The organism is Methylobacterium sp. AC832 (assembly GCF_979256025.1).
Map to the genome: position 1 here is coordinate 22,635 of NZ_CEEDMV010000004.1, position 24,994 is coordinate 47,628.

Annotated in this window: 21 protein-coding genes; 13 read left to right on the forward strand and 8 right to left on the reverse strand. The window is 66.4% G+C overall.

Annotated elements, in window-relative coordinates; all coding sequences use genetic code 11:
- Positions 1-15 precede the first annotated feature (15 nt).
- The 4 genes from AC0IXR_RS14880 to AC0IXR_RS14895 all read right to left on the reverse strand — a co-directional run bounded on the left by AC0IXR_RS14880 (position 16) and on the right by AC0IXR_RS14895 (position 3,199).
- Positions 16-951 carry an alpha/beta fold hydrolase gene (locus AC0IXR_RS14880; protein ID WP_471761318.1) on the reverse strand — a complete coding sequence of 312 codons (936 nt, stop codon included), beginning with the start codon at positions 949-951 and terminating at the stop codon, positions 16-18.
- Between the two features lies 1 nt (position 952).
- Positions 953-1,960, reverse strand: coding sequence for an SDR family oxidoreductase (locus AC0IXR_RS14885; RefSeq protein ID WP_471761319.1), 1,008 nt, complete (start codon positions 1,958-1,960; stop codon positions 953-955).
- 148 nt (positions 1,961-2,108) lie between these two features.
- Positions 2,109-2,363 (reverse strand): hypothetical protein, encoded by a 255-nt coding sequence (locus tag AC0IXR_RS14890; protein ID WP_018041714.1) that lies wholly within the window; start codon positions 2,361-2,363, stop codon positions 2,109-2,111.
- A 56-nt stretch (positions 2,364-2,419) separates the two neighbouring features.
- Positions 2,420-3,199 (reverse strand): site-2 protease family protein, encoded by a 780-nt coding sequence (locus AC0IXR_RS14895; RefSeq protein WP_471761320.1) that lies wholly within the window; start codon positions 3,197-3,199, stop codon positions 2,420-2,422.
- 219 nt (positions 3,200-3,418) lie between these two features.
- On the opposite strand from AC0IXR_RS14895, the gene AC0IXR_RS14900 reads away from it, so the two are divergent.
- The 3 genes from AC0IXR_RS14900 to AC0IXR_RS14910 all read left to right on the forward strand — a co-directional run bounded on the left by AC0IXR_RS14900 (position 3,419) and on the right by AC0IXR_RS14910 (position 7,127).
- The gene (locus tag AC0IXR_RS14900) at positions 3,419-4,252 is read left to right on the forward strand and encodes an alpha/beta hydrolase (protein WP_471761321.1); all 834 of its coding nucleotides are present in this window, start codon (positions 3,419-3,421) and stop codon (positions 4,250-4,252) included.
- A gap of 10 nt (positions 4,253-4,262) precedes the next feature.
- Entirely contained in the window at positions 4,263-4,646 is a 384-nt protein-coding gene (locus AC0IXR_RS14905) for a restriction endonuclease (RefSeq protein WP_471761322.1), read from the forward strand.
- A 351-nt stretch (positions 4,647-4,997) separates the two neighbouring features.
- A complete protein-coding gene (locus tag AC0IXR_RS14910) occupies positions 4,998-7,127 on the forward strand; it encodes a TonB-dependent receptor (protein ID WP_471761577.1) in 2,130 nt (709 codons plus the stop codon).
- 61 nt (positions 7,128-7,188) lie between these two features.
- Here AC0IXR_RS14910 and AC0IXR_RS14915 read toward each other — a convergent pair whose 3' ends face one another.
- On the reverse strand, positions 7,189-7,683 hold the full coding sequence (locus AC0IXR_RS14915; protein WP_471761323.1) for a lipocalin-like domain-containing protein: 495 nt from the start codon (positions 7,681-7,683) through the stop codon (positions 7,189-7,191).
- 208 nt (positions 7,684-7,891) lie between these two features.
- Between AC0IXR_RS14915 and AC0IXR_RS14920 the strand changes: the two genes are divergently transcribed.
- Positions 7,892-9,019 (forward strand): acyltransferase family protein, encoded by a 1,128-nt coding sequence (locus tag AC0IXR_RS14920; protein ID WP_471761324.1) that lies wholly within the window; start codon positions 7,892-7,894, stop codon positions 9,017-9,019.
- Positions 9,020-9,021: 2 nt separating this feature from the next.
- On the opposite strand, the gene AC0IXR_RS14925 is transcribed toward AC0IXR_RS14920, so the two are convergent.
- Both AC0IXR_RS14925 and AC0IXR_RS14930 read right to left on the reverse strand, forming a co-directional pair.
- Positions 9,022-9,924, reverse strand: a complete 903-nt coding sequence (locus tag AC0IXR_RS14925) for a response regulator transcription factor (protein ID WP_056422240.1) — start codon at positions 9,922-9,924, stop codon at positions 9,022-9,024.
- Positions 9,917-13,351 carry a hybrid sensor histidine kinase/response regulator gene (locus AC0IXR_RS14930; RefSeq protein WP_471761325.1) on the reverse strand — a complete coding sequence of 1,145 codons (3,435 nt, stop codon included), beginning with the start codon at positions 13,349-13,351 and terminating at the stop codon, positions 9,917-9,919. The genes AC0IXR_RS14925 and AC0IXR_RS14930 overlap by 8 nt, the downstream gene beginning before the upstream one ends.
- 339 nt (positions 13,352-13,690) lie before the next feature.
- Here AC0IXR_RS14930 and urtA point away from each other — a divergent pair, with 339 nt between their 5' ends.
- The 9 genes from urtA (at position 13,691) to AC0IXR_RS14975 (ending at position 22,991) form a co-directional block, all read left to right on the forward strand.
- The gene (gene urtA, locus AC0IXR_RS14935; RefSeq protein WP_056422246.1) at positions 13,691-14,950 is read left to right on the forward strand and encodes an urea ABC transporter substrate-binding protein; all 1,260 of its coding nucleotides are present in this window, start codon (positions 13,691-13,693) and stop codon (positions 14,948-14,950) included.
- Positions 14,951-15,240: 290 nt separating this feature from the next.
- Positions 15,241-16,167: an urea ABC transporter permease subunit UrtB gene (gene urtB, locus AC0IXR_RS14940; protein WP_018041706.1), complete on the forward strand. Its 927-nt coding sequence runs from the start codon at positions 15,241-15,243 to the stop codon at positions 16,165-16,167.
- A 13-nt stretch (positions 16,168-16,180) separates the two neighbouring features.
- On the forward strand, positions 16,181-17,347 hold the full coding sequence (gene urtC / locus AC0IXR_RS14945) for an urea ABC transporter permease subunit UrtC (RefSeq protein WP_207414355.1): 1,167 nt from the start codon (positions 16,181-16,183) through the stop codon (positions 17,345-17,347).
- A 14-nt stretch (positions 17,348-17,361) separates the two neighbouring features.
- Positions 17,362-18,147, forward strand: a complete 786-nt coding sequence (gene urtD / locus AC0IXR_RS14950; protein ID WP_018041704.1) for an urea ABC transporter ATP-binding protein UrtD — start codon at positions 17,362-17,364, stop codon at positions 18,145-18,147.
- Between the two features lie 14 nt (positions 18,148-18,161).
- On the forward strand, positions 18,162-18,914 hold the full coding sequence (urtE, locus tag AC0IXR_RS14955) for an urea ABC transporter ATP-binding subunit UrtE (RefSeq protein WP_056422257.1): 753 nt from the start codon (positions 18,162-18,164) through the stop codon (positions 18,912-18,914).
- A 53-nt stretch (positions 18,915-18,967) separates the two neighbouring features.
- Entirely contained in the window at positions 18,968-19,984 is a 1,017-nt protein-coding gene (locus AC0IXR_RS14960) for an alpha/beta fold hydrolase (protein WP_056422260.1), read from the forward strand.
- Between the two features lie 114 nt (positions 19,985-20,098).
- On the forward strand, positions 20,099-21,328 hold the full coding sequence (fmdA, locus tag AC0IXR_RS14965; protein WP_056422266.1) for a formamidase: 1,230 nt from the start codon (positions 20,099-20,101) through the stop codon (positions 21,326-21,328).
- 241 nt (positions 21,329-21,569) lie between these two features.
- Complete coding sequence (locus AC0IXR_RS14970) at positions 21,570-21,887, forward strand: FmdB family zinc ribbon protein (protein WP_018041701.1); 318 nt, start codon at positions 21,570-21,572, stop codon at positions 21,885-21,887.
- 75 nt (positions 21,888-21,962) lie between these two features.
- The gene (locus tag AC0IXR_RS14975; protein ID WP_018041700.1) at positions 21,963-22,991 is read left to right on the forward strand and encodes an aliphatic amidase; all 1,029 of its coding nucleotides are present in this window, start codon (positions 21,963-21,965) and stop codon (positions 22,989-22,991) included.
- Between the two features lie 291 nt (positions 22,992-23,282).
- Here AC0IXR_RS14975 and AC0IXR_RS14980 read toward each other — a convergent pair whose 3' ends face one another.
- Complete coding sequence (locus tag AC0IXR_RS14980; RefSeq protein WP_471761326.1) at positions 23,283-24,983, reverse strand: sensor histidine kinase; 1,701 nt, start codon at positions 24,981-24,983, stop codon at positions 23,283-23,285.
- Between the last annotated feature and the right edge of the window lie 11 nt (positions 24,984-24,994).

Below are 24,994 nucleotides of genomic sequence, written 5' to 3' on the forward strand. Positions count from 1 at the left end.
GGGCCACAGCCGGCCTCAGGCGACGTTCGTCGGCCGCCGGTCGATCTCGAGTGCCGCATCCACGACGGCATCGCCAGCGAAATGGTGCAGCATGTGGCCGAGCCCATGCAGCCAGCGAAAGGTCGCGCCCGGAATCAGGCGCGCGGCCTGACGCCCATGGACAAGCGGGTTCGTGACGATGTCGGCACTGCCGCACAGGATGGCCACGGGCACACGGCAGGTCGGGTAACTGATCGCGCTGCGGGACAGATCCCCCCATAGCAGATTGGCGTTCTCGCCATCGGCGACGAGGCGGCGGTGCTGGCCGGCGAGCCGGAAGGGAAATTCGGCGGCGAAACGCTCCGGCATCCGCTGCGGCAGGAACATGGCCCGCCACAGCAACGGCATCAGCATCGCGTCGCTGCCAGATAGCATCCGCGACAGTGCCTCCCCGCCCACCGGGCTGGCGCGCGGCCCGAACAGGATCTGTTCGAGGCGCAATTCGGGAAAGCAGATCGGCGAGATGGCGACCACGCCGCCCGTCTCGTCGGGATAGGCCATGCCGAAGGCGAGACAGACCGCACCGCCGAAGGAATGGCCGACAAGGATGGGTCGGGTCAGCTGCAGAGCGCGCGAGACCTCCCGCAGGATATCGGCCTGGCGCCAGAGCGACGCGTCGCTCAGGCGGATATGCTCGCTCTCGCCATGGCCGGGCCGATCGATGGCGACCACGCGGAAGTGCCGCGACAACGCTTCCATGGGCCCGAGCCACATGTCGTCCAGGGTCATCACCGCGCCGTGGACGAGGATGAGGTCCGGCCCCGACCCCGCTTCCACATAGGCGATCCTCGGCCCGTCCGGGATGTCGAGGAAGCGGCGTGGCGGCACAGCCCCCCATCGCGTCACCGGAGGGGGAGACGCTTCGAGGAGAGTTGCATCGCGGCTTGGTTCGGCATCGATCCTCAACGCCACCTCAGTATCGTCTTCCGGGCAAAGACTTGCGGCCGAGGATCACGGCGGCGGTGGCGGCGAGGCCCGCCACGGTGCCCATGGCCACGAGGGGATGCAGGGTCGCCCGGGTATAGGTGCTCGTCCGCATGACGGGATAGGGCGGCGCGCCCCTCACCTCGCCCGCGCCGCGCGGAGCGTGCAGAGCACCCTCGGATTGCTCCGCCGGCTCCGAGCGCTTCTGGAGCGCGATGATGGACGAAGCCAGCCGGTCGTAGGCGCCGGGGGCGAATTCCTTGCCCATGACGAACAGCTTGCCGCCGCCGCCGACGATGATGTCGCGCTGGCCATGCTCTGCCGCATGAAGGATAGAGTTGGCGACCTCTTCCGGCGGATAGATGGGCGGAGGCAAAGCCGGCCGCCGGTCCATGTAGTTGCGGGCCCGGTCGGGGAGTGGCGTGTCGATGGAGGCCGGCTTGATCAGCGTGACGGAGACCGGCGCGTCCTCGGCGATCAACTCCATGCGCAGTGTGTCGGTGAAGCCCTTCACCGCGTGTTTCGAGGTCGCGTAGAGGCCCTGGAACGGGAAGGCGAGGTCGGAGGCGATGCTGCCGACATTGATGAGCGCCCCCCCGCGCCGGCGCAGGTGCTCGACCGCGATCAGGGACCCGTTCACCGTGCCCCAGAGGTTGGTCCGGATGAGCCGCTCATGGTCCTCCTGGGCGATCTCCGAGAGCGGCCCGTAGACGGTGAGGCCCGCGACGTTCACCCAGGTGTCGAAACCGCCGAAGGTCGCGATGGCGGCGTCGGCGATGGCCTGGACATCCTCGCGGCGTCCCACATCCGCCACGACGGAGGCGGCACGGCCGACGCCGCCGAACTCCTCGCGAAGGCGTGCGAGGACGTCCGCGCTCCGTGCCGCGAGGACGACGCGGGCGCCCCGCGCCGAGGCCATGCGGGCCGTGGCGAGGCCGATGCCGCTCGATGCCCCCGTGATCACGATCACCTGCTCGCGCAGGGGTTTATGTTTCATCGGCGCGTTCTCCCGGTCACTGCAGGGGTTGGAAAATCTCCAAACCTACGCATGAGTCGGAAATGCGTTGCCAGCAGCGCCGGCCTGCGCGGTTTTCACGCGCGCTCGCGTCAGCCGCCTGTGAGGCTCTCAGCCCCCGGTGAGACTCTCAGCCCCCAGTAAGACTTTCGGCGAAATCGTCGGGCACCTCGCCGAACTGGCCGAGGATCGTCGCGCTTTCAAGCTCGCCGGTCTCGTCGTCGGCGACCACCTTCAGGGCAGCGGTGCCGGGCAGGCGGCCAGACATGGCCTCCGCCTTCTTCAGGGCGCCGCTCTCCGTGGGTGCCACCTCGCGGTCACCGGGCACGAGGCGCTTGCGCTTGATCACGAAGGTCTGGACCACGAACGTCGTCTTCAGGGCCATTGCCGTCTCCGTGGGCCGCACCGCCCTCCCTGCCTCATAGGCCGGGCGCGGACACCTTACCAGAGACGGATCAGGCCGTAGCCGTCCCGCGCGTCCACGATCTCGATGCCGAGAAGGCCGATGAGGAGGAGGCTTACCCGGAACACCACCGGGCCGAAGGCGCCGGAAAACAGGAAGAGACCCGCCAGGATCAGGCTGACATGTCCCGCCAGCGGATCGGCGAAGCGCCGTACCGGCTCGGGCAGCCAGGGCTGAAGGATGCCGTAGCCGTCGAGGCCCGGAAGCGGCAGCAGGTTGAGGATGATGGCGGTGCCCTGGAACAGGGCGGAGACGGCGAGAACCGCCCGCAGCGTGTCGGATTCCTCACCCGTGAGAGAATAGAGCAGGGCGAGCGCAAGCAGGAAGAGGCCATTCATCGCCGGGCCGGCCGCCGACACGGCGGAGATCCAGAGCTTGCTGGACAGGAGATGGGTGTTCACGAACACGCGCCCGCCGGGAAATCCGATCCCCCCGAGGATCGTGAACAGCAGCGGCAGGACGATGGAGGAGAGCGCGTCGGCGTAGAGACGCGGGTCCAGGGTGAGGTAGCCGCTCTGCGGGATATCCATATCGCCTCCTTTCCAGGCGACGAAGGCATGGCCGAATTCGTGCAGGCACAGGCTGAGCAGCCAGCCGGCCATCACGAAGACGAACGCCACACCCGAGCCCGCCACGGCGCCGGTGCCGATGGCGAGGCCGGTCCCGAGGAAGATCAGGGCGATCAGCAGGAAGTTCGCACTGGGGCCGACCGGAAGGGTGGCGGCGCGAACCTGGCTTGGCGGAAGCTCTGACGACATCTCACCCCCGATGGAGCCTCGGACCGACGGACCGGCGGCGGCGGGTCGAGTTCCCAAATTCCGCCATGTCCAAACGCCTCATACGCTCGTAGCGCCGCGCGCGGCAGCGTCGCATCGCGGGAGCTTCGTGCGCATGACACGATAAAGTGGTGGTCTCAACAGCGCACCGTCACCGACCGCCCTTCTCGACCACTCTTCCATGAGCCAAGCCCGTCACGCATGACCCTGCTCCGCGTCATCCTGCTCCTCGCCCTCGGGCTCTCGGCCTCGGTCCTCGGCGCCCTGTTCCTGTTCCAGCGTCATCTCATCTATCCCGGCGCTTTCGGGAGCGGTTTCGGAGAGGGCGAACGCGGGGTGCCGGCCGGGACGGAGGCAGTCACGCTGAATACGGCCGACGGCCACCGCCTCTACGGCCTGTGGTGGGCACCGGAACCCGGACGCGGCGTGGTGCTGACCTTCCACGGCAACGGCTCGCTTCCCGAGCCGCATGCCGCGCGGTTCTCGAACGGGGTCTGGCGCGCCGCCGGCTGGGGCACCCTCGCCATCGCCTATCGCGGCTATCCGGGCTCGACCGGCTCACCGAGCGAGGCGGGCCTCATCGAGGACGGGTTGGCGGCCTACCGGCTCGTTCGTGACCGCGCCCCGGACGCACCGATCCTGCTGCACGGCCATTCCATGGGGGCGGCGGTGGCCGTGGCCGTGGCCGCACGCGAGCCGCATCTCGGCCTCTATCTCGAAGCGCCGTTCGTCTCCCTCACCCGCCTCGTCGGCGAACACTTCCCGCTGCTGCCCCGGCTGCTCCTGCGCGATACCTGGCGCTCGGATCGCCGCATCGGCGAGGCGACGGGGCGCATCCTCATCGTCCACGGCACCGGCGACCCCGTGATTCCCGTGGCGCATGGGCGCGACCTCGCGGCCCTCGCCGGGACCAGGGCGCGCTTCGTCGCCGTGCCGGGCGATCACGTCTCGCTCCTCGGCCAACGCGACGCGGAGGCGGAAGCGACGTTCCGTCCCGTCAGGAGTGCCGAGCCCATTCCGGCCATGCCGCGTTGATAGCGGCAGGATGGGAGACGGGAATTTGGGACGACGCGCCCGGCAATGGCGGGAGGACGAGGAGACCGGGAACCGCTCGTCCGGCCCCACGATCTGCCCGCTCTGCGAACGGCCGATCCCGCCGCGCGCCAAATCGAGCCTGCACCACCTCACGCCCAAGCTGAAGGGCGGCGCCAAGGCCGGCACCGTCCGCCTGCACCAGATCTGCCATTCCGCGATCCACGCCCGCTACAGCGAGGCCGAGATCGCCCGCCGCCTCGCCGATATCGAGGTTCTGCGGGCCGATCCCGAGATCAGCGGCTTCCTCGCCTGGGTGCGGACCAAGCCGGACGATTTCCACGCCGCGACGCGGATGACGCGGGCGCGCAAACTCTCGCGCGGCAAGGTTTCCTGACGCCCCGCCATCCGCTTCGATGGTCGCCCCCGCACGGTCGTCGGGCGGGTGGCCGCCGCTCCGTAAAGTCGGCTGTTTTTCTTTAGAACAATTCGTTTTTGTTGCTCCGGAAGCACGCAGCCTTAGCAACGATTCCCAAATCCTTGCTCGGTTTCATGTAATAAATTATTCGCTTGCGTATACACAAAGTCGTTTCCCCAAATTTTTGAATCTTCCATGCGCCGGCCCCGAGCCGAAAGCTCGCGTGCCCGTCGCAAAAGCAGGAATGCAACGGTGCGTAAGCGCGTCTCGACACTGGCAACAACCCTGAGTTACTCCGCATTCGGCGCCGCCTCGCTCGGTCTCGCTTGGATGGGATCATCCTCGAGCGCATGGGCGCAGACCGCGGTGCGGCTGGACGAGCTTTCGGTGGAAGCCTCGTCCGGCGCAGCGGGCCGGGGCAGTTCGGGGTCGGGGCGCCTGGGAGACCTGCCGCCCCCCTATGCCGGCGGTCAGGTGGCGCGCGGCGGTTCCCTCGGGATCCTCGGCACCAGGGATGTGCTGAACACGCCCTTCAGCACCGTCAACTTCACCCAGCAGGTGATCCAGGATCAGCAGGCGCGCACCGTCGCCGATACGCTCATCAACGATTCCTCGGTGCGCCTGACGACGGGCAGCAACGGGTTCGACGATACGTTCCAGATCCGCGGCTTTCCCGTTCAGTCACAGGATGTGGGCCTGAATGGCCTGTACGGACTGGTCCCCTCCAATCGCGTGGCGGCGCAATACATCGAGCGCATCGAGCTGCTCAAAGGGCCCGGCGCCTTCATGTACGGCATCCCGCCGGGCGGGAGCGTCGGCGGCAGCATCAACATCGTGACCAAGCGCGCGCTCGATGTCCCCTTCGTGCGCGTCACGCCGCAATTCATCAGCGACGGCAATTTCGGCGTCCATGTCGATGCCGGTACCCGCGCCGGCGAGAACAAGGAATGGGGCATCCGCTTCAACGGCCTGGGCCGGACCGGCGAGGCCTCGATCGACAACGGCAACCTGCAGAGCGGCATCGGCGCCCTCTCGCTCGACTATCGCGGCGAACGCCTGCGCTGGGCCCTCGATGTCATCTCGCAGAACGAAGACACCAAGAACTTCCGGCCCCAGCTGAGTCTGCAATCGGATATCCCCTTCATTCCCAGGCCGCCCGATGCAAGAGGCAACTGGTTTCCGGGGACGCAGCTCAAGCAACGCGACAACACCGTCGCCTCCTTCGTGGAATACGACCTGACGGATTGGCTGACCGCCTATGGCGGGATCGGCTATCGCGCGGGCTCCAATCAGCAGACCTTCCCGGATACGCGCGTCTTCGGGTACTCGAACGGAGTCGATGCTCTCGGCAACTTCCGGCTCATCAACGCCTTCTACGATTCCGAGAGCAGCACGATCAGCGGCAATGCCGGCGTGAAGGCCCGGTTCGACACAGGGTTCATCAACCACTCGCTGAACCTCGTCTTCACCGGGTTCAATCGGGAGGACGGCTTCGCCTATGTGTCGAACACACCCGGTGAATCGGTGCCGTCGAACATCTACCGCCCGGCACCGCTTCCCGTAGTCACCGGCGCGCGCCTCAATCCCCAACGCTATGCAGATACCTCGCTGACGAGCGTGGCCGTCGTCGACACGATGTCGGCCTTCAACGATTCTCTGCTGCTCACCGCGGGCGTCCGCTACCAGATGGTGAACCAGAAGAGCTTCGACACCGTGACCCAGGCACGGACGAGCGAATACGATGCCGATGCCACATCGCCCCTCGCCGGCATCGTCATCAAGCCCTGGCAGAACGTCTCCCTCTACGCGAACTACGCGGAAGGACTGACGGCAGGCACCATCGTTGGTCCCGGCTTCAGCAATACGGGCGCGATCCTCAGCCCCTACCAGTCGGATCAGCAGGAAGTCGGGATCAAGGTCGATTGGGGGACCATCACGACGACGGCCGCCCTCTTCCAGATCAGCCGGCCCGATCTGGTCCAGACCGCCTCCGGTGCCCAGGCCTACAATGGCGAGCAGCGCAACCAGGGCCTGGAACTGTCGGCCTACGGCGCCATCGTGCCGAGCCTGCGCGGGTTCGCGAGCGCGACCTTCCTTCGCCCCGAACTGACCAAGCCGATCGATCCCCTGCGGCGGGGGAACGACGCCGCCGGCGTGTCCGATCTCACCGTCTCTGCCGGCCTCGAATGGGATACGCCCTGGGTACCGGGCCTCTCTCTCAACGGCCGGGTGATCTACACGTCCGGCGCATACCTCACCGACGCCAACACCTTGCGCTTCCCCGACTGGACGCGGGTCGATCTTGGCTTTCGCTACGCGACGCTGGTCTATGACAGGCCCATCACCTTCCGGTTCAATGTCGAGAACGTGGCCGACAACCGCTATTGGCTCACGACCGGCACTTTCGTGACCGTCGCATCGCCCCGGACCTTCATCCTATCCGCCTCCCTCGACTTCTGATGCCGTAGAACCGGGCGGGGCTCGGCGAGCCCCGCCCGCGAGCCTCCCTAGGCCGGGGCGATCATCGAGGGTACCGCTCCCAGACGAGGGTGAGAATGCTCGTCTTGCCGTCGACGTTGAACTTGAAGGGAGGGGTCGTCAGGATGATCTTGCCATCCTTCAGTTTCACATCCCTGACCTGCGAGGTTCCGCTCCACGCTTCGTTCCACGACGTGTCGATCGCGTGCGTGATCCTTTGTCCATCGAGCGTGTACGTGCCGGCATAAGCGAAGAACGTCTTGTGCAGATGGATACGATCTTCGTCGGTCATCTTGTCGTTGGCGATGGGTTTCGTGCGGCCCTCGAAGGCGCAGATGACCATCATGCGCCCGTCCTTGCCGTAGGTGAGCCAACCGCTGGGGTGGGGTCCGCCATAAGCATCGAGCGTCTCGTTCGTATCGACGATCTTGCGGGTGGCGCTCGCGAGGCGCCACGTTCCATGAATGTCGTGCGCTTCGAGCGCGACGGCAGACGAGGCGACGAAGCACCACGCCGCGGCGGGAACGCATAGCTTCACGAATCCCTCCCATGTCTTTCGATTCGCCACCGGCGAAGCTCAATAGATTATGCGAATACTTGACATTCCGCCATGACATTGAGGCCATCGCGATGCGAAACGGCCATTATGGACCGCTCTGCGATCCGAGCCTTCGCGTTGACCGGGCCTTCGGCATCGATCAAGGAAAGCTGCATCACAGGCAGCCGGCCTTGATTCCGGATCGGCCATGCTCGTTCCCGGATTTCGACGGAGTGCAGCTTTGGCCCCAGCGACCCAGATCCCAGGCCCCGGCGCCGAGGAGGCCTTGAGACTCGCCTGGGTCGACGTCGCCAAGGGCCTGTGCATCATCCTCGTGGTGATGATGCACTCGACCCTCGGCACCGGCATGGACATGGGTGGCGAGGGCTTCCTCCATACCGTCGTCGCCTTCGCCAAGCCGTTCCGGATTCCCGATTTCTTCCTGCTGTCGGGCCTGTTCGTCGGCCGCGTGATCGACCGGGACTGGCGTCTCTTCGCCGACCGGCGGGTCGTCCACTTCGCCTATTTCTACCTGCTCTGGGTGCTGATCCAGTCGACGGTGAAATACGGCCAGATCGTCGACGGCGGCGGGCCGGGGGCCCTCCTCGCCCATCTCGCGCACGCTCTGGTGGAGCCCTATTCGACCCTCTGGTTCATCTATCTGCTCGCCGTCTTCTCGGTGCTGACGAAGCTCCTGCGCCGCCTGCATCCGGCGCTCCTCCTCGGCGGGGCGGCCCTGCTCCAGAGCCTTCCCCTCGAAGGTCATTCGGATCTCGTCACCGAATTCTGCGGCCGCTACGTCTGGTTTGTCGCCGGCTACTTGTTCGCGGCCCGGATCTTCCGGTTCGCCGACCTCGTCCGTCGCCCCCCCCGCGCCGCGCTCGGCGGCCTCGCGGCCTGGGCATTGGTGAACGGCCTCTTCGCCTTCACCGCTACAGGCCACGAGACCTTTCCGACCCTGGCCAGCCTGCCCCTCGTCAGCCTCGTCCTCGGCGGGGCCGGGGCGCTCGCCATCGTGGCCGTCGGCGCCTTGCTCACCCTCGCCGGGGGGCCGGTGACGGCGGCGCTCAGAGCCTGCGGCGAGCGCTCGATCGTGATCTACCTCGCGTTCTTCCTGCCCATGGCGGCGACCCGGACGCTGATCGTGAAGACCGGCGCCATCGCCGATATCGGGCTGGCCAGCCTCGTCGTGACCCTCGTCGCCGTGCTCGTCCCCCTCGCCATCGAGCGGATGGTGCGCCACACGCCCTTCGTCTTCCTGTTCCGTCGCCCGGCAGCGTTCCACATCGCCGCCGAGACGCCGCCGCGATCCGCGAGGACGGCGGCAACAGGCTGAAATCAGGCCTGATCGTCGATGTAGCGGGAGGCGATCATCGAGGCGGCGGTGCGGTTCTCGACGCCGAGCTTGGCGTAGATGCTCTCCAGATGCTTCGTCACCGTGCGCGGTGACAGGCCGAGGATGTCGCCGATATCGCGGCTCGCCTTGCCCCGCGACAGCCAGAACAGCACGTCGGCCTCGCGGGCGGTGATCGGCAGGTTGGCGCGCAGGCGCTCGATGCCGCTGGCGGAAGCATCGCGGGAAAGGCGCAGCAGCACCTCGTCGCCGGTGGTGCCGATGAGGCTGAGGCTATGGGCGGCGCCCTCCGTATCCGGCAGCGTGACCGAGGCCGCGTTGCCGCCCTTCAGCTGTTCGGCGAGCCAGGAGCGGCCGGCCTCGGGCAGGCGCGAACCCCCGTCGCCGAGCTTGGCCAGCACGCGGGCGGCCTGTGGCGTGCTCCACAGGACGGTGCCCTGGCGATCCACCGCGAAAAGCGTGCGGCCGGTCGTGTCGAGGGCCGCCCGCGCGCTCTGCGCGGCCCGCGCGCTCGCCAGATGCACGCGGATGCGGGCCAGGATCTCGTCGGGGGCGATCGGCTTGGTGACGTAGTCGCTGCCGCCCGCCTCCAGGCCCTTCACGATGTGCTCGGTCTCTGACAGGCCGGTCATGAAGATCACCGGCACGAGGGCGAGGTCGCTGCGCGCTTTGAGCCGCCGGCAGGTCTCGAACCCGTCCATGCCGGGCATCACCGCATCGAGCAGGATGATGTCGGGGGTGATCTCCTCCACCAGCGCCAAAGCGAGGTCGCCCGCCACCGCCACCAGCACGGTGGCGCCGGAGCGCTCGATCGCCTCCGTGAGGAAGCTCAGGGTCTCGGGGGAATCGTCGACGACGAGGACGATGTCGCGCTGCGTCTCAGCCATCGCGCATCCCTTCGAGGATGCGCACGTAGCGCCGGAGGTCGTAGGAGGCCACGAGCCCGCGCATCTGCGCGGCGATCTCGGCAGGCATGGCCGACTGGCCTTCGAGCTCCGTCAGCTTGGCCTCGATACCGCGGACATGGCCGATCCGGCCGAGGCGGATCAGCTCGGCGATATGGTCCTGGCGCAGGGATTCGCCGCCGTTTCCGCTCCGGGGCGGAGCCTCGGCCAAGGCGGGCGCGGGCGGGGCTGGCTGGCCCAGCGCCAGCAGCCGGTCGATCCGCTCCAGGAAGTCGCGCAGGTCGAAGGGCTTCGGGATGATTTCGTCATGCGGGGCGTCGTCGCCCCGGATCGGGCTGATCTCGTGGACGTTGGCGGACATGATGGCGATGCGGGAGGAGAGCCCGGCATCGCGCAGGGCCTTGGCCACGGCCCAGCCGCTCATCCCCGGCATGGCGATGTCGAGGAGGATGATGTCGGGCCGCCGCTCCATCGCCAGGTTCAGGCAATGCGCGCCGTCGGGGGATTCCAGCACGACGAGGCCGAGCGGTTCGAGCACCTCGCGCATGAGGGCGCGATGCGCGGCATCGTCGTCGGCCACCAGCACCACGCGCGGCGGCCCGACATGGACCGGCCTCTCCCGCCGGCTGCCGGCGGCGCGCTCGGACGGTTCGGCGGGCTTGGGACCGGCCGGGCGGTGCACCGAGGCCAGCATGAGCCGGAGGCTGAAGCAGGTGCCACGGCCGACTTCGCTCTCCACGCTGACCTCGCCGCCCATCACCTGGGCGAGGAGATGCGCGATGGTGAGCCCGAGCCCGGTTCCCGGCGTGTTGCGGGCGGCGGGCAGCGAGCCGCGCTCGAAAGGTCCGAAGATCCGCTGCAGGTCGCCCTCGGGAATGCCGAGACCGCTATCGCGTATCGAGAACACCGCGACCTGGCTGCGATACGTCATCTCCAGGGAGACCCAACCGGTTTCCGTGAACTTGATCGCGTTGGAGAGGAGGTTGAGCAGGATCTGGCGCAGGCGCTTCTCGTCCGCCGCCACCACGGCCGGCAGCACGGGCGGGCGCGAGAACCGGAATTCGAGGCCGGCGGCGTTGGCCTGGAGCCGGACCATGTCGACGATCTGGTCCAGGAATTCGGCGAGGCGGAATTCGTTGCGGTGGATCTGGAGGCGCCCCGCCTCCATGCGCGAAATGTCGAGGAGGCCGTCGATCAGGCCCGACAGGTGCTGGGCGCTGCGCCGGATGACGCGGATGCCGTTGCGGCGCGGGGCCGGGATGTCGTCGTCCCCCTCCAGCAATTGCGCGTAACCGAGGACGGCGTTGAGCGGCGTGCGGAGCTCGTGGCTCATGCCCACCACGTAGCGGCTCTTGGCGAGGTTGGCGGCCTCGGCCGTCTCCTTGGCCTGCTGCAGCTTGGCGTCGGTGATCTTGTGGGCCTCGATCTCGGCCTCGTAGAGGGCGGTCTGGCGGGTGGTCTCCTCCTGCGCCACGCGGCGGCTCTCCTGGGCGAGCACGAACAGCCAGGCGACGATGCCGAGGATGACCACGAGGATGAAGAACACGCTGGTCAGCGCGGCGCGCAAGGTCTCGCGATGCTCCGGCTGCGTCGTCGAGATCCCACCATGGACGATGCCGAGAATGAGCCCGATCACCGAGACCAGGGTCAGCATGAGGGCGAGGTAGCGGCCGAGGGGCGCCCCGATCCAGGCGGCGGTCTTCTCGGGCATGATCCGCGAGAGCACGCCCTGGGCCTGGGCCTCCAGGCGGCCATGCGGCTTGCACAGGTCGCCGCAGCGGGCGTCGAGGGAGCAGCAGAGCGAGCAGATCGGCCCGGCATAGGCCGGGCAATGGGCCATGTCCTCGCCCTCGAACGGATGCTCGCAAACGGTGCACTGGATCTCGGACCGCCCGCCCCATTCGGCGGTGGCGGGCCTGGCGAGGTAATACCGGCCGCCGGTGGCGTAGGCGATGGCGGGTGCGGCGGCGAAGGCGGTGACGAGGGCCAGAAGCGGCGCGAAGTTCTGGAGCCCGCCCCCAAGCAGACCCACATAAGCGAGGGAGCCCACCACCAGCGCCAGCGCGGACGCTCCGGTGCCGACGGGGTTCACGGCGTAGAGATGCGCGCGCTTGAACTCGATCCCCGGCGGCGACAGGCCGAGGGGCTTGTTGATGGCCAGATCCGCCGAGAGCGCGCCGACCCAGGCCGAGACCACCACCGCATAGAGCGAGAGCGTGCTGGCGAGGGTCTTGTCGATGCCGAGCTCCATCAGCAGCAGCGCGATGGCCACGTTGAAGACGAGCCAGACCACGCGGCCGGGATGGCTGTGGGTCAGGCGGGAGAAGAAGTTCGACCAGGCGATGGAGCCGGCATAGGCGTTGGTGACGTTGATCTTGAGCTGCGAGATCACCACGAACAAGCCGGTGAGGAGGATCGCCCCCTCCCGCGACGGCATCACGTAGCCGAAGGCGACCACATACATCTGCGTCGGCTCGGCCGCTTGTTCGTGCGGCACGCCCTGCCCAAGGGCCAGCACCGCCAGGAAGGCGCCGAGCATGATCTTGAACATGCCGGGCAGGATCCAGCCCGCCCCGGCCCCGAGCACGGCGAGCCACCAGCGCGGATTGCTCCCCGATTCGGACGTCTCGGCCGGCGGGACGAAGCGGAGGAAATCTACCTGCTCGCCGATCTGCGCCAACAGCGCGAGGAGGATGCCGGAGGCGAGGCCGAACTGGGCGAGGTCGAAGCCCGAGATCGGGTAGCCCATGAATGTGGAGATGGAGCCGACGGCTTCCGACGCCCCCGGATAGGACAGGAGATCACCGAAGGCGGGGCCGCTCTTCCACGCGATGAAGCCGAGGGGCAGGAGATTGAGCCCGATCCAGAGCGGCTGGGTCCAGATCTGGAACCGGCTGATCAGGCTGATCCCGTAGATAACGAGGGGGATCACCACGACCGCGCTAACGATATAGCCGATCCAGAGCGGCAGGCCGAGGCAGAGTTGCAGCGCCAGCGCCATGATCGACGCCTCGATGGCGAAGAACAGGAAGGTGAAGCTCGCATAGATCAGCGAGGTGATGGTGGAGCCGAGATAGCCGAAGCCGGCCCCGCGGGTGAGGAGATCGATGTCGACGCCGTAGCGCGCGGCATAGAGGCTGATCGGCACGGCGGTGGCGAAGATCAGCACGCCCACGAACAGCACCGCCGCCGCCGTGTTGGTGAAGCCCGTGGCCAGGACGAGAGTGCCGCCGATCGCCTCCAGTGCCAGGAACGAGAGCGACCCCAGCGCCGTCTGCGCCACCCGCAGGCTCGACCAGCGCCGCGCCTTCTTGGCGGTGAAGCGCAGGGCGTAATCTTCGAGGGTCTCGTCCGCGACGAAGCGGTTATAGGCTCGCCGGATCGGGGGAATCTGCTGGCGGCCGCTCATGGGGTCGTTCAGTCTGCCCGGTCAGCGTCACGTGTGGGAGGAGCCGGCCCGCATGCGGTCACGGGCAAACGGCGGTCGATCAGCAATCCCCGTGCCGCGGGGCCGGGAGACATTGGTACACCAGGAGAGCCGCGTCGAGGCCCCGCTCCACAGGGAAGGCATGCCTCGCACAGGGAAGACGATTCTCCGAAGGGGGCGAGAGGCGAGGCGCACAACCTCTCTCCCTACGCAAAACAGCGTATATGCTGCGCCGCGCCATCACGCCTAGCTTCCGCCATCCGCAACGGCCCGCCTTATGCAGGAGCCGGCGGGACATTTCCTGGAAGGGGTTCACGCAGGATGGCAGCCGACAACGAGCACGGACCGCACTCGGCCCTCCGTCGCAAACTTCTCATGGGTCTGGCGAGCATTCCGGCCATGGCCATGATGCCGCGCAGCGCCTTCGCTGCGGCTCCTCCGACCTCGGCGGTGAACACCACCGGCCTCGCGGTGACCGACACCGAAGTCACCGTCGGTATCCTCCATTCCGCCACCGGCACGATGGCGATCTCCGAGACCGGATCGATCCAGGCGGAGAAGCTCGCCATCGCGCAGATCAACGAGGCCGGCGGCGTACTGGGCCGCAAGATCAAGATCATCCAGGAGGACGGCGCCTCCGACTGGCCGACCTTCGCCGAGAAGGCCAAGAAGCTCCTCGTCAACGACCATTGCGCCGCCGTGATGGGCTGCTGGACCTCCGCCTCGCGCAAGGCCGCGCTTCCGGTGTTCGAACAGTATAACGGCCTGCTCTACTACCCGACCTTCTACGAGGGCCTGGAGCAGTCCAAGAACGTCATCTATACCGGCCAGGAAGCCACGCAGCAGATCCTCGAATCGCTCAACTGGGTGACCAAGGAGAAGGGCGCCAAGACGTTCTTCTTCATCGGCTCGGACTACATCTGGCCGCGCACCTCGAACAAGATCGCCCGCAAGCACATCGAGAACGTACTGAAGACCAAGGTCGTCGGCGAGGAATATTTCCCGCTGGGTCACACCCAGTTCAACTCGGTCATCAACAAGATCAAGCTGACCAAGCCCGACGTGATCTTCACCGACGTCGTCGGCGGCTCGAACGTGGCGTTCTACAAGCAGCTCAAGGCGGCCGGTATCGACCTCAACAAGCAGACCCTGCTGACCATCTCCGTGACGGAAGACGAGATCGACGGCATCGGCGGCGACAACATCGCGGGCGCCTATTCCTGCATGAAATACTTCCAGTCGCTCAAGAACGCCAACAACGAGAAGTTCGTCGCCGCCTTCCACAAGATGTGGGGCGAGAAGACCGTCATCGGCGACGTGACCCAGGCCGCCTATCTCGGCCCGTTCCTGTGGAAGATGGCCTGCGAGAAGGCTGGCTCGTTCGACGTCGACAAGGTGGTCGCGGCCTCCGCCGACATCGAGTTCAAGGAAGCCCCCGAGGGCTACGTCAAGATCCACCCGAACCACCATCTCTGGTCGAAGACCCGCGTCGCAAAGGCTCTGCCGAGCGGCCAGTTCGAGATCGTCTACGAGAGCCCCGCGCTCATCGAGCCGAACCCCTTCCCGAAGGGCTACCAGTAGGACTGCGCTACCGGCGTAGATTTCCTCGTCGTCCAGACGGGACAATAGCTGGCGACGAGAGCCTCCACCGGAAACTCGGACACTCCGTCATCCCGGGTCCACGCAGTGGAGCCCGGGATCCAGAAGCGCAGGTTCCACAAGGTTCTGCACCGTCGGCGGCTCTGGATTCCGGGCTCGCCTACGGCGCCCCGGAATGACGGGATGCCAGATACCGTCGCCCATTCGGAAGGGAAGACGCCGGCGGCCCAAGGATTGCACGACCGTCATTGCCTCCCTCGGAGTACGAAAACATGCTCGGTGACTATTCCCTCGGAGATCTCGGCGCGATCTTCGCGATGCAGGGTTTCGCCGGCCTGATCCTGTTCTCGGTCTACGTGCTGATGGCGCTCGGCCTCGCGGTCATCTTCGGTCAGATGGGCGTGATCAACATGGCGCATGGGGAGTTCATGATCCTCGGCGCCTACGTCACCTATCTGTGCTCGACCTTCTTCCAGACCCACCTGCCCGGCCTGTTCGGCGTCTACTTCTTCGTGGCGATGATCCTGGCCTTCCTGGCCTCGGGAGCCCTCGGGATGATCGTCGAATGGACGCTCATCCGGCATCTCTACAAGCGCCCCCTCGATACGCTGCTCGCCACCTGGGGGCTCTCGCTGATCCTGCAGCAGGCCTACCGCACCATCTTCGGGGCCCGCGAAGTCGGCGTCGAGCTGCCCTCATGGCTCATCGGCTCGGTCCAGGTCACCGACACGATCGAGGTGCCGATCAACGGCCTGTTCGTGATGGCGATCACGACTCTCATCACCGTCGGCGTCGGCCTGCTGATGTACCGCTCGCGCTTCGGCCAGCAGGTGCGTGCGGTGATGCAGAACCGCCCTATGGCCGGCGCGGTCGGCATCGATACCGAGAAGGTGGATCGCTACACGTTCGGCCTCGGCTGCGGCATCGCCGGCGTGGCGGGCTCGGCCTTCACCATGATCGGATCCACCGGGCCGACCTCGGGCCAGCTCTACATCGTCGACACCTTCCTGATCGTCGTATTCGGCGGCGCGGCGAGCCTGCTCGGCACCATCGCCTCGGCCTTCTCGATCTCGCAGACCCAGTCGACCCTCGAATTCTTCCTGTCCGGCTCCACCGCCAAGGTTCTGACGCTGCTCGCCGTCGTCGGGATCCTGATGGTTCGCCCGCAGGGTCTGTTCACTCTCAAGGTCCGGCGCTGAGGAGGCCATCCCGATGACAAGCCCCGTCCAGACCCTGTCGAAGTCGCTCACCGTGAACGACAATCCCTTCATGAAACCGATGGAGTGGGTGAGCCTCGCGCTGCTCGCCGGTCTCATCCTCTTCGTCCTGCCGGCGACCCTCGACGCGTTCCGCCTCAACCTCGTCGGCAAGTACCTCACCTACGCCTTCGTGGCGCTGGGCCTCGTCATGTGCTGGGGTTATGCCGGCATCCTGTCTCTCGGACAGGGCGTGTTCTTCGGGCTCGGCGGCTATTGCATGGCCATGTACCTGAAGCTCGAAGCCTCCAGCGTCGAGAACACCAAGATCCAGTCGACGCCGGGCATCCCGGACTTCATGGACTGGAACCAGATCACCGAACTTCCCCTGATGTGGAAGCCGTTCCAGAGCCTGCCGCTGACGCTGATCCTCGTCGTGGCCGTGCCGGTGTTCTTCGCCTTCATCATCGGCTTCGCGATGTTCACCCGCCGGGTCGGCGGCACCTACTTCGCCATCATCACCCAGGCCATCGCCGCCATCCTGACGATCCTCATCGTCGGCCAGCAGGGTTATACCGGCGGCATCAACGGCATCACCGACCTGCGGACCCTGCACGGTTGGGACATCCGCACCGACAGCGCGAAGTTCATCCTCTACTTCGTTAATGGCGGCCTGCTCCTCGGCTGCATCCTGGCGGCGCAATACGTGAAGAAGGCCAAGCTCGGGCGCATCCTCCTCGCCATGCGCGACAAGGAGGACCGGGTCCGGTTCTCGGGCTATTCCGTGGCGGGGTTCAAGGTCTTCGCCTTCTGCCTCGCGGCCGGCTTCGCCGCCATCGGCGGGGCGATGTTCACCCTGCAGGTCGGGTTCATGTCGCCGTCCTTCGTCGGCATCGTGCCCTCCATCGAGATGGTGATCTACGCCGCCGTCGGCGGGCGCCTGTCCCTGTTCGGCGCCGTCTGGGGCACGCTTCTGGTCAACTGGGCCAAGACCACCTTCTCGGAGAGCTTCCCCGAACTCTGGCTCTTCGGCCTCGGCGCCCTGTTCATCGCCGTCGTGCTCGCCTTCCCCAACGGCTTGGCCGGCATCTACCGCAGCTATGTCGAGCCGCGCCTGACCCGCAAGGTGAAGGCCCTGGCGCCGGTGGGTGCGCCCGTCCCCCACGGCACCCCCGCCGAATAGGAGCGAGACTGACGATGAACGCCGCCATCCTGAGCTCGCCGATCATCGGCGAATCCCCCGACGCGAAGGACTTCCTCCTCTCAGTGGAAGCCCTCACCGTCTCCTTCGACGGCTTCAAGGCGGTGAACGACGTGTCGTTCTACGTCGATCCCAACGAGATCCGCGTCATCATCGGCCCCAACGGCGCCGGCAAGACCACGGTGCTCGACCTGATCTGCGGGCGCACCAAGGCCAGCGCCGGGTCGATCAAGTTCAAGGGCCAGGAACTCACCAAGATCTCGGAGAGCGCCATCGTCCAGGCCGGCGTCGGCCGTAAGTTCCAGACGCCGTCGATCTACGACGACCTCACGGTGTTCGAGAATTTGGAGATCTCCTTCCCCCGCGGCCGCACGGTGTGGGGTGCGCTGACCTTCAAACGCGATGCCGAGGTCCGTGACCGTATCCACGAAGTCGCGACCATGATCTTCCTGAAAGATCAACTCAAAGAGCGGGCCGAGTTCCTCAGCCACGGCCAGAAGCAATGGCTCGAGATCGGCATGCTGCTGATCCAGGACCCCGAACTCCTGATGCTCGACGAGCCGGTGGCCGGAATGAGTGTCGGCGAGCGCATCAAGACCGCCGAACTCCTCAACCAGATCATCGTCGGCCGCTCGGTGCTGGTGATCGAGCACGACATGAAGTTCGTCGAGGACATCGCCCACCGGGTCACCGTGCTGCACCAGGGCAAGGTGCTCTCCGAAGGCTCGATGGAGCGGGTGAAGAACGACCCGAAGGTCATCGAAGTCTATCTCGGCCACTGAACAGGACCGGCGCCATGCTTCAGACCAGTTCCGCCTCGGCCACCCTCCCGCCGGCGCCCGCCCTCGGGGCTCAGCCGATGCTGGCGATCCGCGACCTCCACTCAGCCTATGGCCAGAGCGAGGTGCTGCACGGCCTCGACATCAGCATCGCCCCCGGCGAGATCGTCGCCGTGATGGGCCGCAACGGCATGGGCAAGACCACGCTGATGAAGACCCTGATGGGGATCGTCCCGGTGAAGTCCGGCACCATCACGGTCGACGGCCGGGACATCACCGCCCTCAAGAGCCACCAGCGCGTGGCGGGCGGCCTCGCCTACGTGCCGCAGGGCCGGATGATCTTCTCGGCCATGACGGTGCAGGAGAATATCGAGACGGGCCTGACCGTCACCAAGGAGCGCAAGGTTCCGCAGGACCTCTACACGATGTTCCCGGTCCTGCTGGAAATGAAGGCGCGGCGCGGCGGCAACCTCTCCGGCGGCCAGCAGCAGCAGCTCGCCATCGCGCGGGCCCTGGCCAGCCGGCCGAAGGTGCTCCTCCTCGACGAGCCGACCGAGGGCATCCAGCCCTCGATCATCCGCGAGATGGGACGGACCCTGAAGAAGATCCGCGACGAGCGCGGCCTTTCCATCGTCGTCTCGGAGCAGGTGCTGAGCTTCGCCCTCGACGTCGCCGACCGGGTGCTGGTCATCGAGAACGGCCACATCGTCCACGAGGCGATGCGGGCGGATATCGACGAGGCACAGGTCGCCCGCTTCCTCTCGGTCTGATCGCCGGGGCAGCATCCGCCCGCCGTTCCGCAACACAGCTCCAGGGAGCCCCCATGGCGGATTACGAGATCTTCGAACTCGGCGACTATGTGCTCCAATGCGGTAAGACGCTGCGCAAGGCCAAGCTCGCCTTCAAAACCTTCGGAACGCTCAACGCGGCCAAGGACAACGCCATCGTCTATCCGACCTGGTATTCGGGCCAGCACACGGAGAACGAATGGTTGATCGGGCCGGGCAAGGCCCTCGACCCGGACAAATACTTCATCATCATCCCGAACATGTTCGGCAACGGGCTTTCGTCCTCGCCGAGCAACACGCCCGCCCCCTGGGACGGGCCGCGCTTTCCCAATGTGACGGCCTACGACAACGTCGTGGCCCAGCACCGCCTCGTCACCGAGCATTTCGGCATCGAGACGCTGGTGCTGGTGACGGGCTGGTCGATGGGTGCGCTCCAGACCTACCATTGGGGCGCGCTCTATCCCGACATGGTTCCGCGCATCCTGCCGTTTCAGGGTTCGGCCAAGTGTTCGCGGCACAACTTCGTCTTCCTCGAAGGGGCGAAAGCCGCCCTGCAGGCGGACGCCGCTTTCGCGGAGGGTTGGTACACGTCGCCGCCGAACAAGGGGCTGCGGGCCTTCGGCCGGGTCTATGCCGGTTGGGGCCTGTCGCAGACCTTCTACCGGATCGAAGCCGACCTGACCCATATGGGCTACGCGTCCCTGGAGGATTTCCTCGTCGGGTTCTGGGAAGGCCTGTTCTACTCGCGTGACGCCAACGATCTGCTGGCCATGCTCTGGACCTGGCAGAACGGCGATATCGGCGCCAACCCGGTCTTCAAGGGCGACACCAAGGCGGCCCTCGCCGCGATCCGCGCCAAGGCGATCCTGATGCCGGCCTCCACCGACCTGTACTTCCCGCCGGAGGACAACCGGATCGAGGCGGAATCGATGCCGAACGCCGAGTTGCGGGTGATCGAGACCTGGTGGGGCCATTTCGCCGGCGGCCCCGGCACCAGCCCCGACGACATCGCCACGCTCGACGCCGCGCTCAAAGAGCTGCTCGCGAGCTGAACGCCGGGCAGCGCCGCCAAGGGCGCCGCCGGCCATCGTCCACGGCCCGCCGGATGAGCCGGCCGGCCCAAACGGGGCGCACGCCCCGGTCACGCCAGAGGGAGTCGAACAACGATGGCTGAGACCCTGATCAAGGTCGACCTGACGCAGTCGGCCTACGACAACGACATGGTCCACAATCGCTGGCACCCGGACATTCCGATGGTGGCCATGGTCAAGCCCGGCGACGACTTCATCGTCGAGACCTATGACTGGACCGGCGGCTTCATCAAGAACAACGATTCCGCCGACGACGTGCGCGACATCGACCTGTCGATCGTCCACTTCCTCTCCGGCCCCATCGGCGTCGAGGGCGCGGAGCCCGGCGATCTCCTGGTGGTCGATCTCCTCGATATCGGCGCCAAGCCCGAGAGCCAGTGGGGCTTCAACGGATTCTTCTCCAAGAAGAACGGCGGCGGCTTCCTCGACGAACACTTCCCCCAGGCGCAGAAGTCGATCTGGGATTTCGAGGGCATGTTCACCAAGTCGCGCCACATCCCCGGCGTGCGCTTCCCCGGCCTGATCCATCCCGGCCTGATCGGCTGCCTGCCCGATCCGAAGATGCTGGACACCTGGAACACCCGCGAGAAGGCGCTCTACGACACCAATCCCGGCCGGGTGCCGGCGCTCGCCACGCTGCCCTTCGGCCCCACCGCCCATATGGGCCGGCTCAAGGGCGAGGCGAAGGACAAGGCCGCGGCGGAAGGCGCCCGCACGGTGCCGGGTCGCGAGCATGGCGGCAATTGCGACATCAAGGATCTGTCGCGCGGCTCGAAGATCTACTTCCCCGTCTACGTGCCGGGCGCCGGCCTCTCCATGGGCGACCTGCATTTCAGCCAGGGCGATGGCGAGATCACCTTCTGCGGCGCCATCGAAATGGCGGGCTGGGTCCATCTCAAGGTCAGCCTGATCAAGGACGGTATGTCGAAATACGGGATCAAGAACCCGATCTTCAAGCCGTCGCCGATGACGCCCAAATTCGACGATCACCTGATCTTCGAGGGCATCTCCGTCGATGAATACGGCAAGCAACATTACCTCGACGTGACCGTGGCCTACCGGCAGGCCTGCCTCAACGCCATCGAATACCTGAAGAAGTTCGGCTATTCGGGCGCCCAGGCCTATTCGATCCTCGGCACCGCCCCGGTCCAGGGCCACATCTCCGGCGTCGTCGACATCCCCAACGCCTGCGCCACGCTCTGGATTCCGACGAAGATCTTCGACTTCGACATCAATCCGGGTGCGGACGGGCCGATCAAGCATATCGACGGCTCGATCCAGATGCCGCTCTCGCCGGATCTTTGAGAGGCGGTTCTGCCCTTCAGTCGAGCGCGTCCCCCTCCTCCTTGTGGGAGGGGTTAGGGGTGGGGGTGGCTCCGCCAGCCTCCAGAGGTCGAGGGTCACCCAACCACCCCCACCCTCGATCCCTCCCCAAAAGGGGGAGGGAAGGCGCGCGACGCATGCGATGCATGAGACCGAAGGCCCTTTAGGGGGAAGTACGTTTCCCCCGTCGCGTCGCCCATTGTCGATCCTTCAAGAGGCCCCCATGCCCGTCTACGATTATGCCTGCGACGCCTGCGGGCCCTTCACGGTGCTGCGCCCGATGGCGCAGTTCAAGGACCCGCATGACTGCCCCGATTGCGGCTCGTCCTGCGGCCGTGCCTTCCTCACCGCGCCCAACCTCGCCTCCATGGATGCGGGACGGCGCAAGGCGCATGCGGTCAACGAGCGGAGTGCCCACGCGCCCCGCAAATCATCGGGACACGGGGCCGGCTGCGGCTGTTGCTCGGGGGCCTCGAAAACCAAGCAGCCGGCGGCCGCCAAAAGCTTCCCCAACGCGCGGCCGTGGATGATCAGCCACTGAAAGCTGCCACACCCTCCCCCTCTGCGGGGGAGGGAAACGGCGCATTGCACTCCCGAATCCAGGAGAACCCCACCCATGATGCACGGCGACATTTCCTCGAGCAACGACAGCGTCGGCGTCGCGGTCGTCAACTATAAGATGCCGCGTCTCCATACGAAGGCCGAAGTCCTGGAGAACGCGCGGAAGATCGCCGACATGGTGGTGGGCATGAAGTCTGGCCTGCCCGGCATGGATCTTGTGATCTTCCCCGAATACTCGACCCACGGGATCATGTACGACGGCAAGGAGATGTACGAGACCGCATCCGCCGTGCCCGGCGAGGAGACCGCGATCTTCGCCGAGGCCTGCCGGAAGGCGGGTGTCTGGGGCGTGTTCTCGCTCACCGGCGAGCGCCACGAAGAGCATCCGAACAAGGCGCCCTACAACACTCTCATCCTGATGAACGACCAGGGTGAGATCGTGCAGAAATACCGCAAGATCATGCCCTGGACCCCGATCGAGGGCTGGTATCCGGGCGATTGCACCTATGTCTCGGACGGGCCGAAGGGCCTCAAGATCAGCCTCATCATCTGCGACGATGGCAATTACCCCGAGATCTGGCGCGACTGCGCCATGCGGGGCGCCGAACTCATCATCCGCTGCCAGGGCTACATGTATCCGGCCAAGGAGCAGCAGATCCTGATGTCGAAAGCGATGGCTTTCGCCAATAACACCTATGTGGCTGTGGCCAATGCGGCCGGCTTCGACGGCGTCTATAGCTATTTCGGCCATTCGGCGATCATCGGCTTCGACGGCCGGACGCTCGGCGAATGCGGCACCGAGGAAATGGGCGTTCAATATGCCGCCCTGTCGAAGTTCCTCATCCGCGACGCCCGCGCCAACATGCAGTCGGAGAACCATCTCTTCAAACTGCTGCACCGTGGCTATACGGGCATGATCAACTCGAAAGAAAACGAGCCCGGCAAGGCCGATTGTCCCTACGACTTCTATCGTCGCTGGATCGAGGACCCGGCCGGCACCCGCGAGGCGGTTCGCGCCATCACCCGCCCCGATCTCGGCACGCCGGAATGCCCGATCGAAGGCATCCCCAACGCCGCCAAGTAGGATTTTTCGAAAAGCCTGTTTGCGGTGGTTGTCCAAGGTCTTACCTCATCCTGAGGTGCCGCGTAGCGGCCTCGAAGGAGGGCTCCAGAGATCGCGCGATGACTGCAGGGCTCCTTCGAGGCCCGCTGACGCGGGCGCCTCAGGATGAGGGGGCTGATTGGATGATCGACTTTGGCCGATGATCGACTCGGGCATGAGCGTCCGCCGAGAAATTTGATCGAGCAGCCTCTAAACCAGGTCTCGATGAGCCCGATCCATGCGTCGCGCTGATCGAGACTTGGTTTGAGTAGATCAGTGGAAGCGGACCGTCGGCGCGGTCTCGATCGGCACGTCGATCCGGCAGCGCAGGCCTTCGGCTTGGAAATCGAGCTCGACCGAGCCCGCGAGTTCGCGGGCGATGCCGCCGGTGATGAGCCGGGTGCCGAAGCCGCGGCGCTTCGGCTGCGCCACGGCCGGGCCGCCGCGTTCCCGCCACTCGATTTCCAGCCGCCGCCCACCCATGCCATCCTCAGTGACGCGCCAGATCACCGACAGGCGGCCCTGGCTGCCTGAAAGGGCGCCGTATTTCGCCGCGTTGGTGGTGAGTTCGTGGGCGGTCATTCCCAAGGCCAGCACGTAGCGCGGCGGTAGGTCGATATCGGGGCCGACGAGTTCCATATGGTCCGCCGAACTGCGGTAGGGGCTGAGCTCGTTCTCGAGCACGGCGCGGAGCGGCGCGCCGGTCCAGTCGTCGCGGGTCAGGAGATCGTGGGTCTTCGACAGAGCGAGGATGCGGCCCTCGAACTGCGCCGCCTGCTCCTCGCCGCCGCGCGATTGCCGGGCGAGGGACTGGACCGTGGCGAGGGTGTTCTTCACCCGATGATTCAGCTCGTGCATCATCGTCACCTGCTGTTCCTGCAGGCTGCGCGTGCGTTCGAGCTCGGCCCGCAGACCGTCCTCGTGCTTCTCGAGCGTGGCGGCCATGGCGTCGAAAGCCTGGCCGAGCTGGCCGAATTCGGAGCGGCCCGTCAGGCCCGACCGGGCGAAGAGCTGGCCGGAACGCCAGGCGCGGGACGCCTTCAACAGCCGCCGCACCGGCTTGCGGATGAAGACGCGGCCGCCGATCAAGGCCGCCACGATGGCGACGAGCGTCCCGAGGAAGATCAGGATCACGCCGCGCCGCGTCGCCGCATCGATATCGGCGAAGGCGGTATCGCGGGCGAGGCCCACGGCGACGGTCATCCCGTCGAGGGCGCCATCGGGACGGACCACGCTGGTGATGCGGCGGATTCCATTGAGACCGGGCATCTCGACGGCGCTTCCGAGGGTGCTGGCCCTGTCCAGACCGGACGCGAAGGCGGCCGGCATCGTCTGACCGACCCAGGAGCCGAGATCGGGATTCTGGACGATGATGGTGCCGCTGCGGTCGGTCACCGTCACGGCGGCGTCCTTGGGCAGCCAGGCATGGGCCAGCCGCTCGCCCAGCCAGGCGGGATCGAAGCCGAAGATGAGCAGGCCGGAGGACCTGTCGCTGGAATCCCGGATCGGATAGGCGAACTGGATGGTGGGAACCCGGCTGCCGCGACCGACCACATATTCCCCGATCACCGGCACGCCCGACTGCATCGCTTTCTGGAAATAGGTCCGGTCGGCGATGGAATAGGCGCCCCGCTCCATTCCCAGGCTGTTGCAGACGAGCTGCCCCTTCGCATCCGCCACGATGAGGATCGTGGCACCCGACAGCTTTCGGATGATGGAGCGCAGGAAGCTGGTGCACCCCGCCGCTTCCTGGTCGCGGATGAACGGAGCCTCCGCGAGGATATCGAGGAGCTGGCGCATGCCGCTGGCGAACTGGGTGAGGTCTTCCGCCACCGCGCGGGCGTTGCGCATTGCCGAGGCCGTCACGGCATCCTCGCGGGCGCTGCGCAGCGCGTGCTCGTTGAAGCTCTGGACCGCGATGGCAGGGACGAGGGCGAGCACGACCAGCGCGACGATACGGGATGTGAGCGTCATGACGGGAGGTC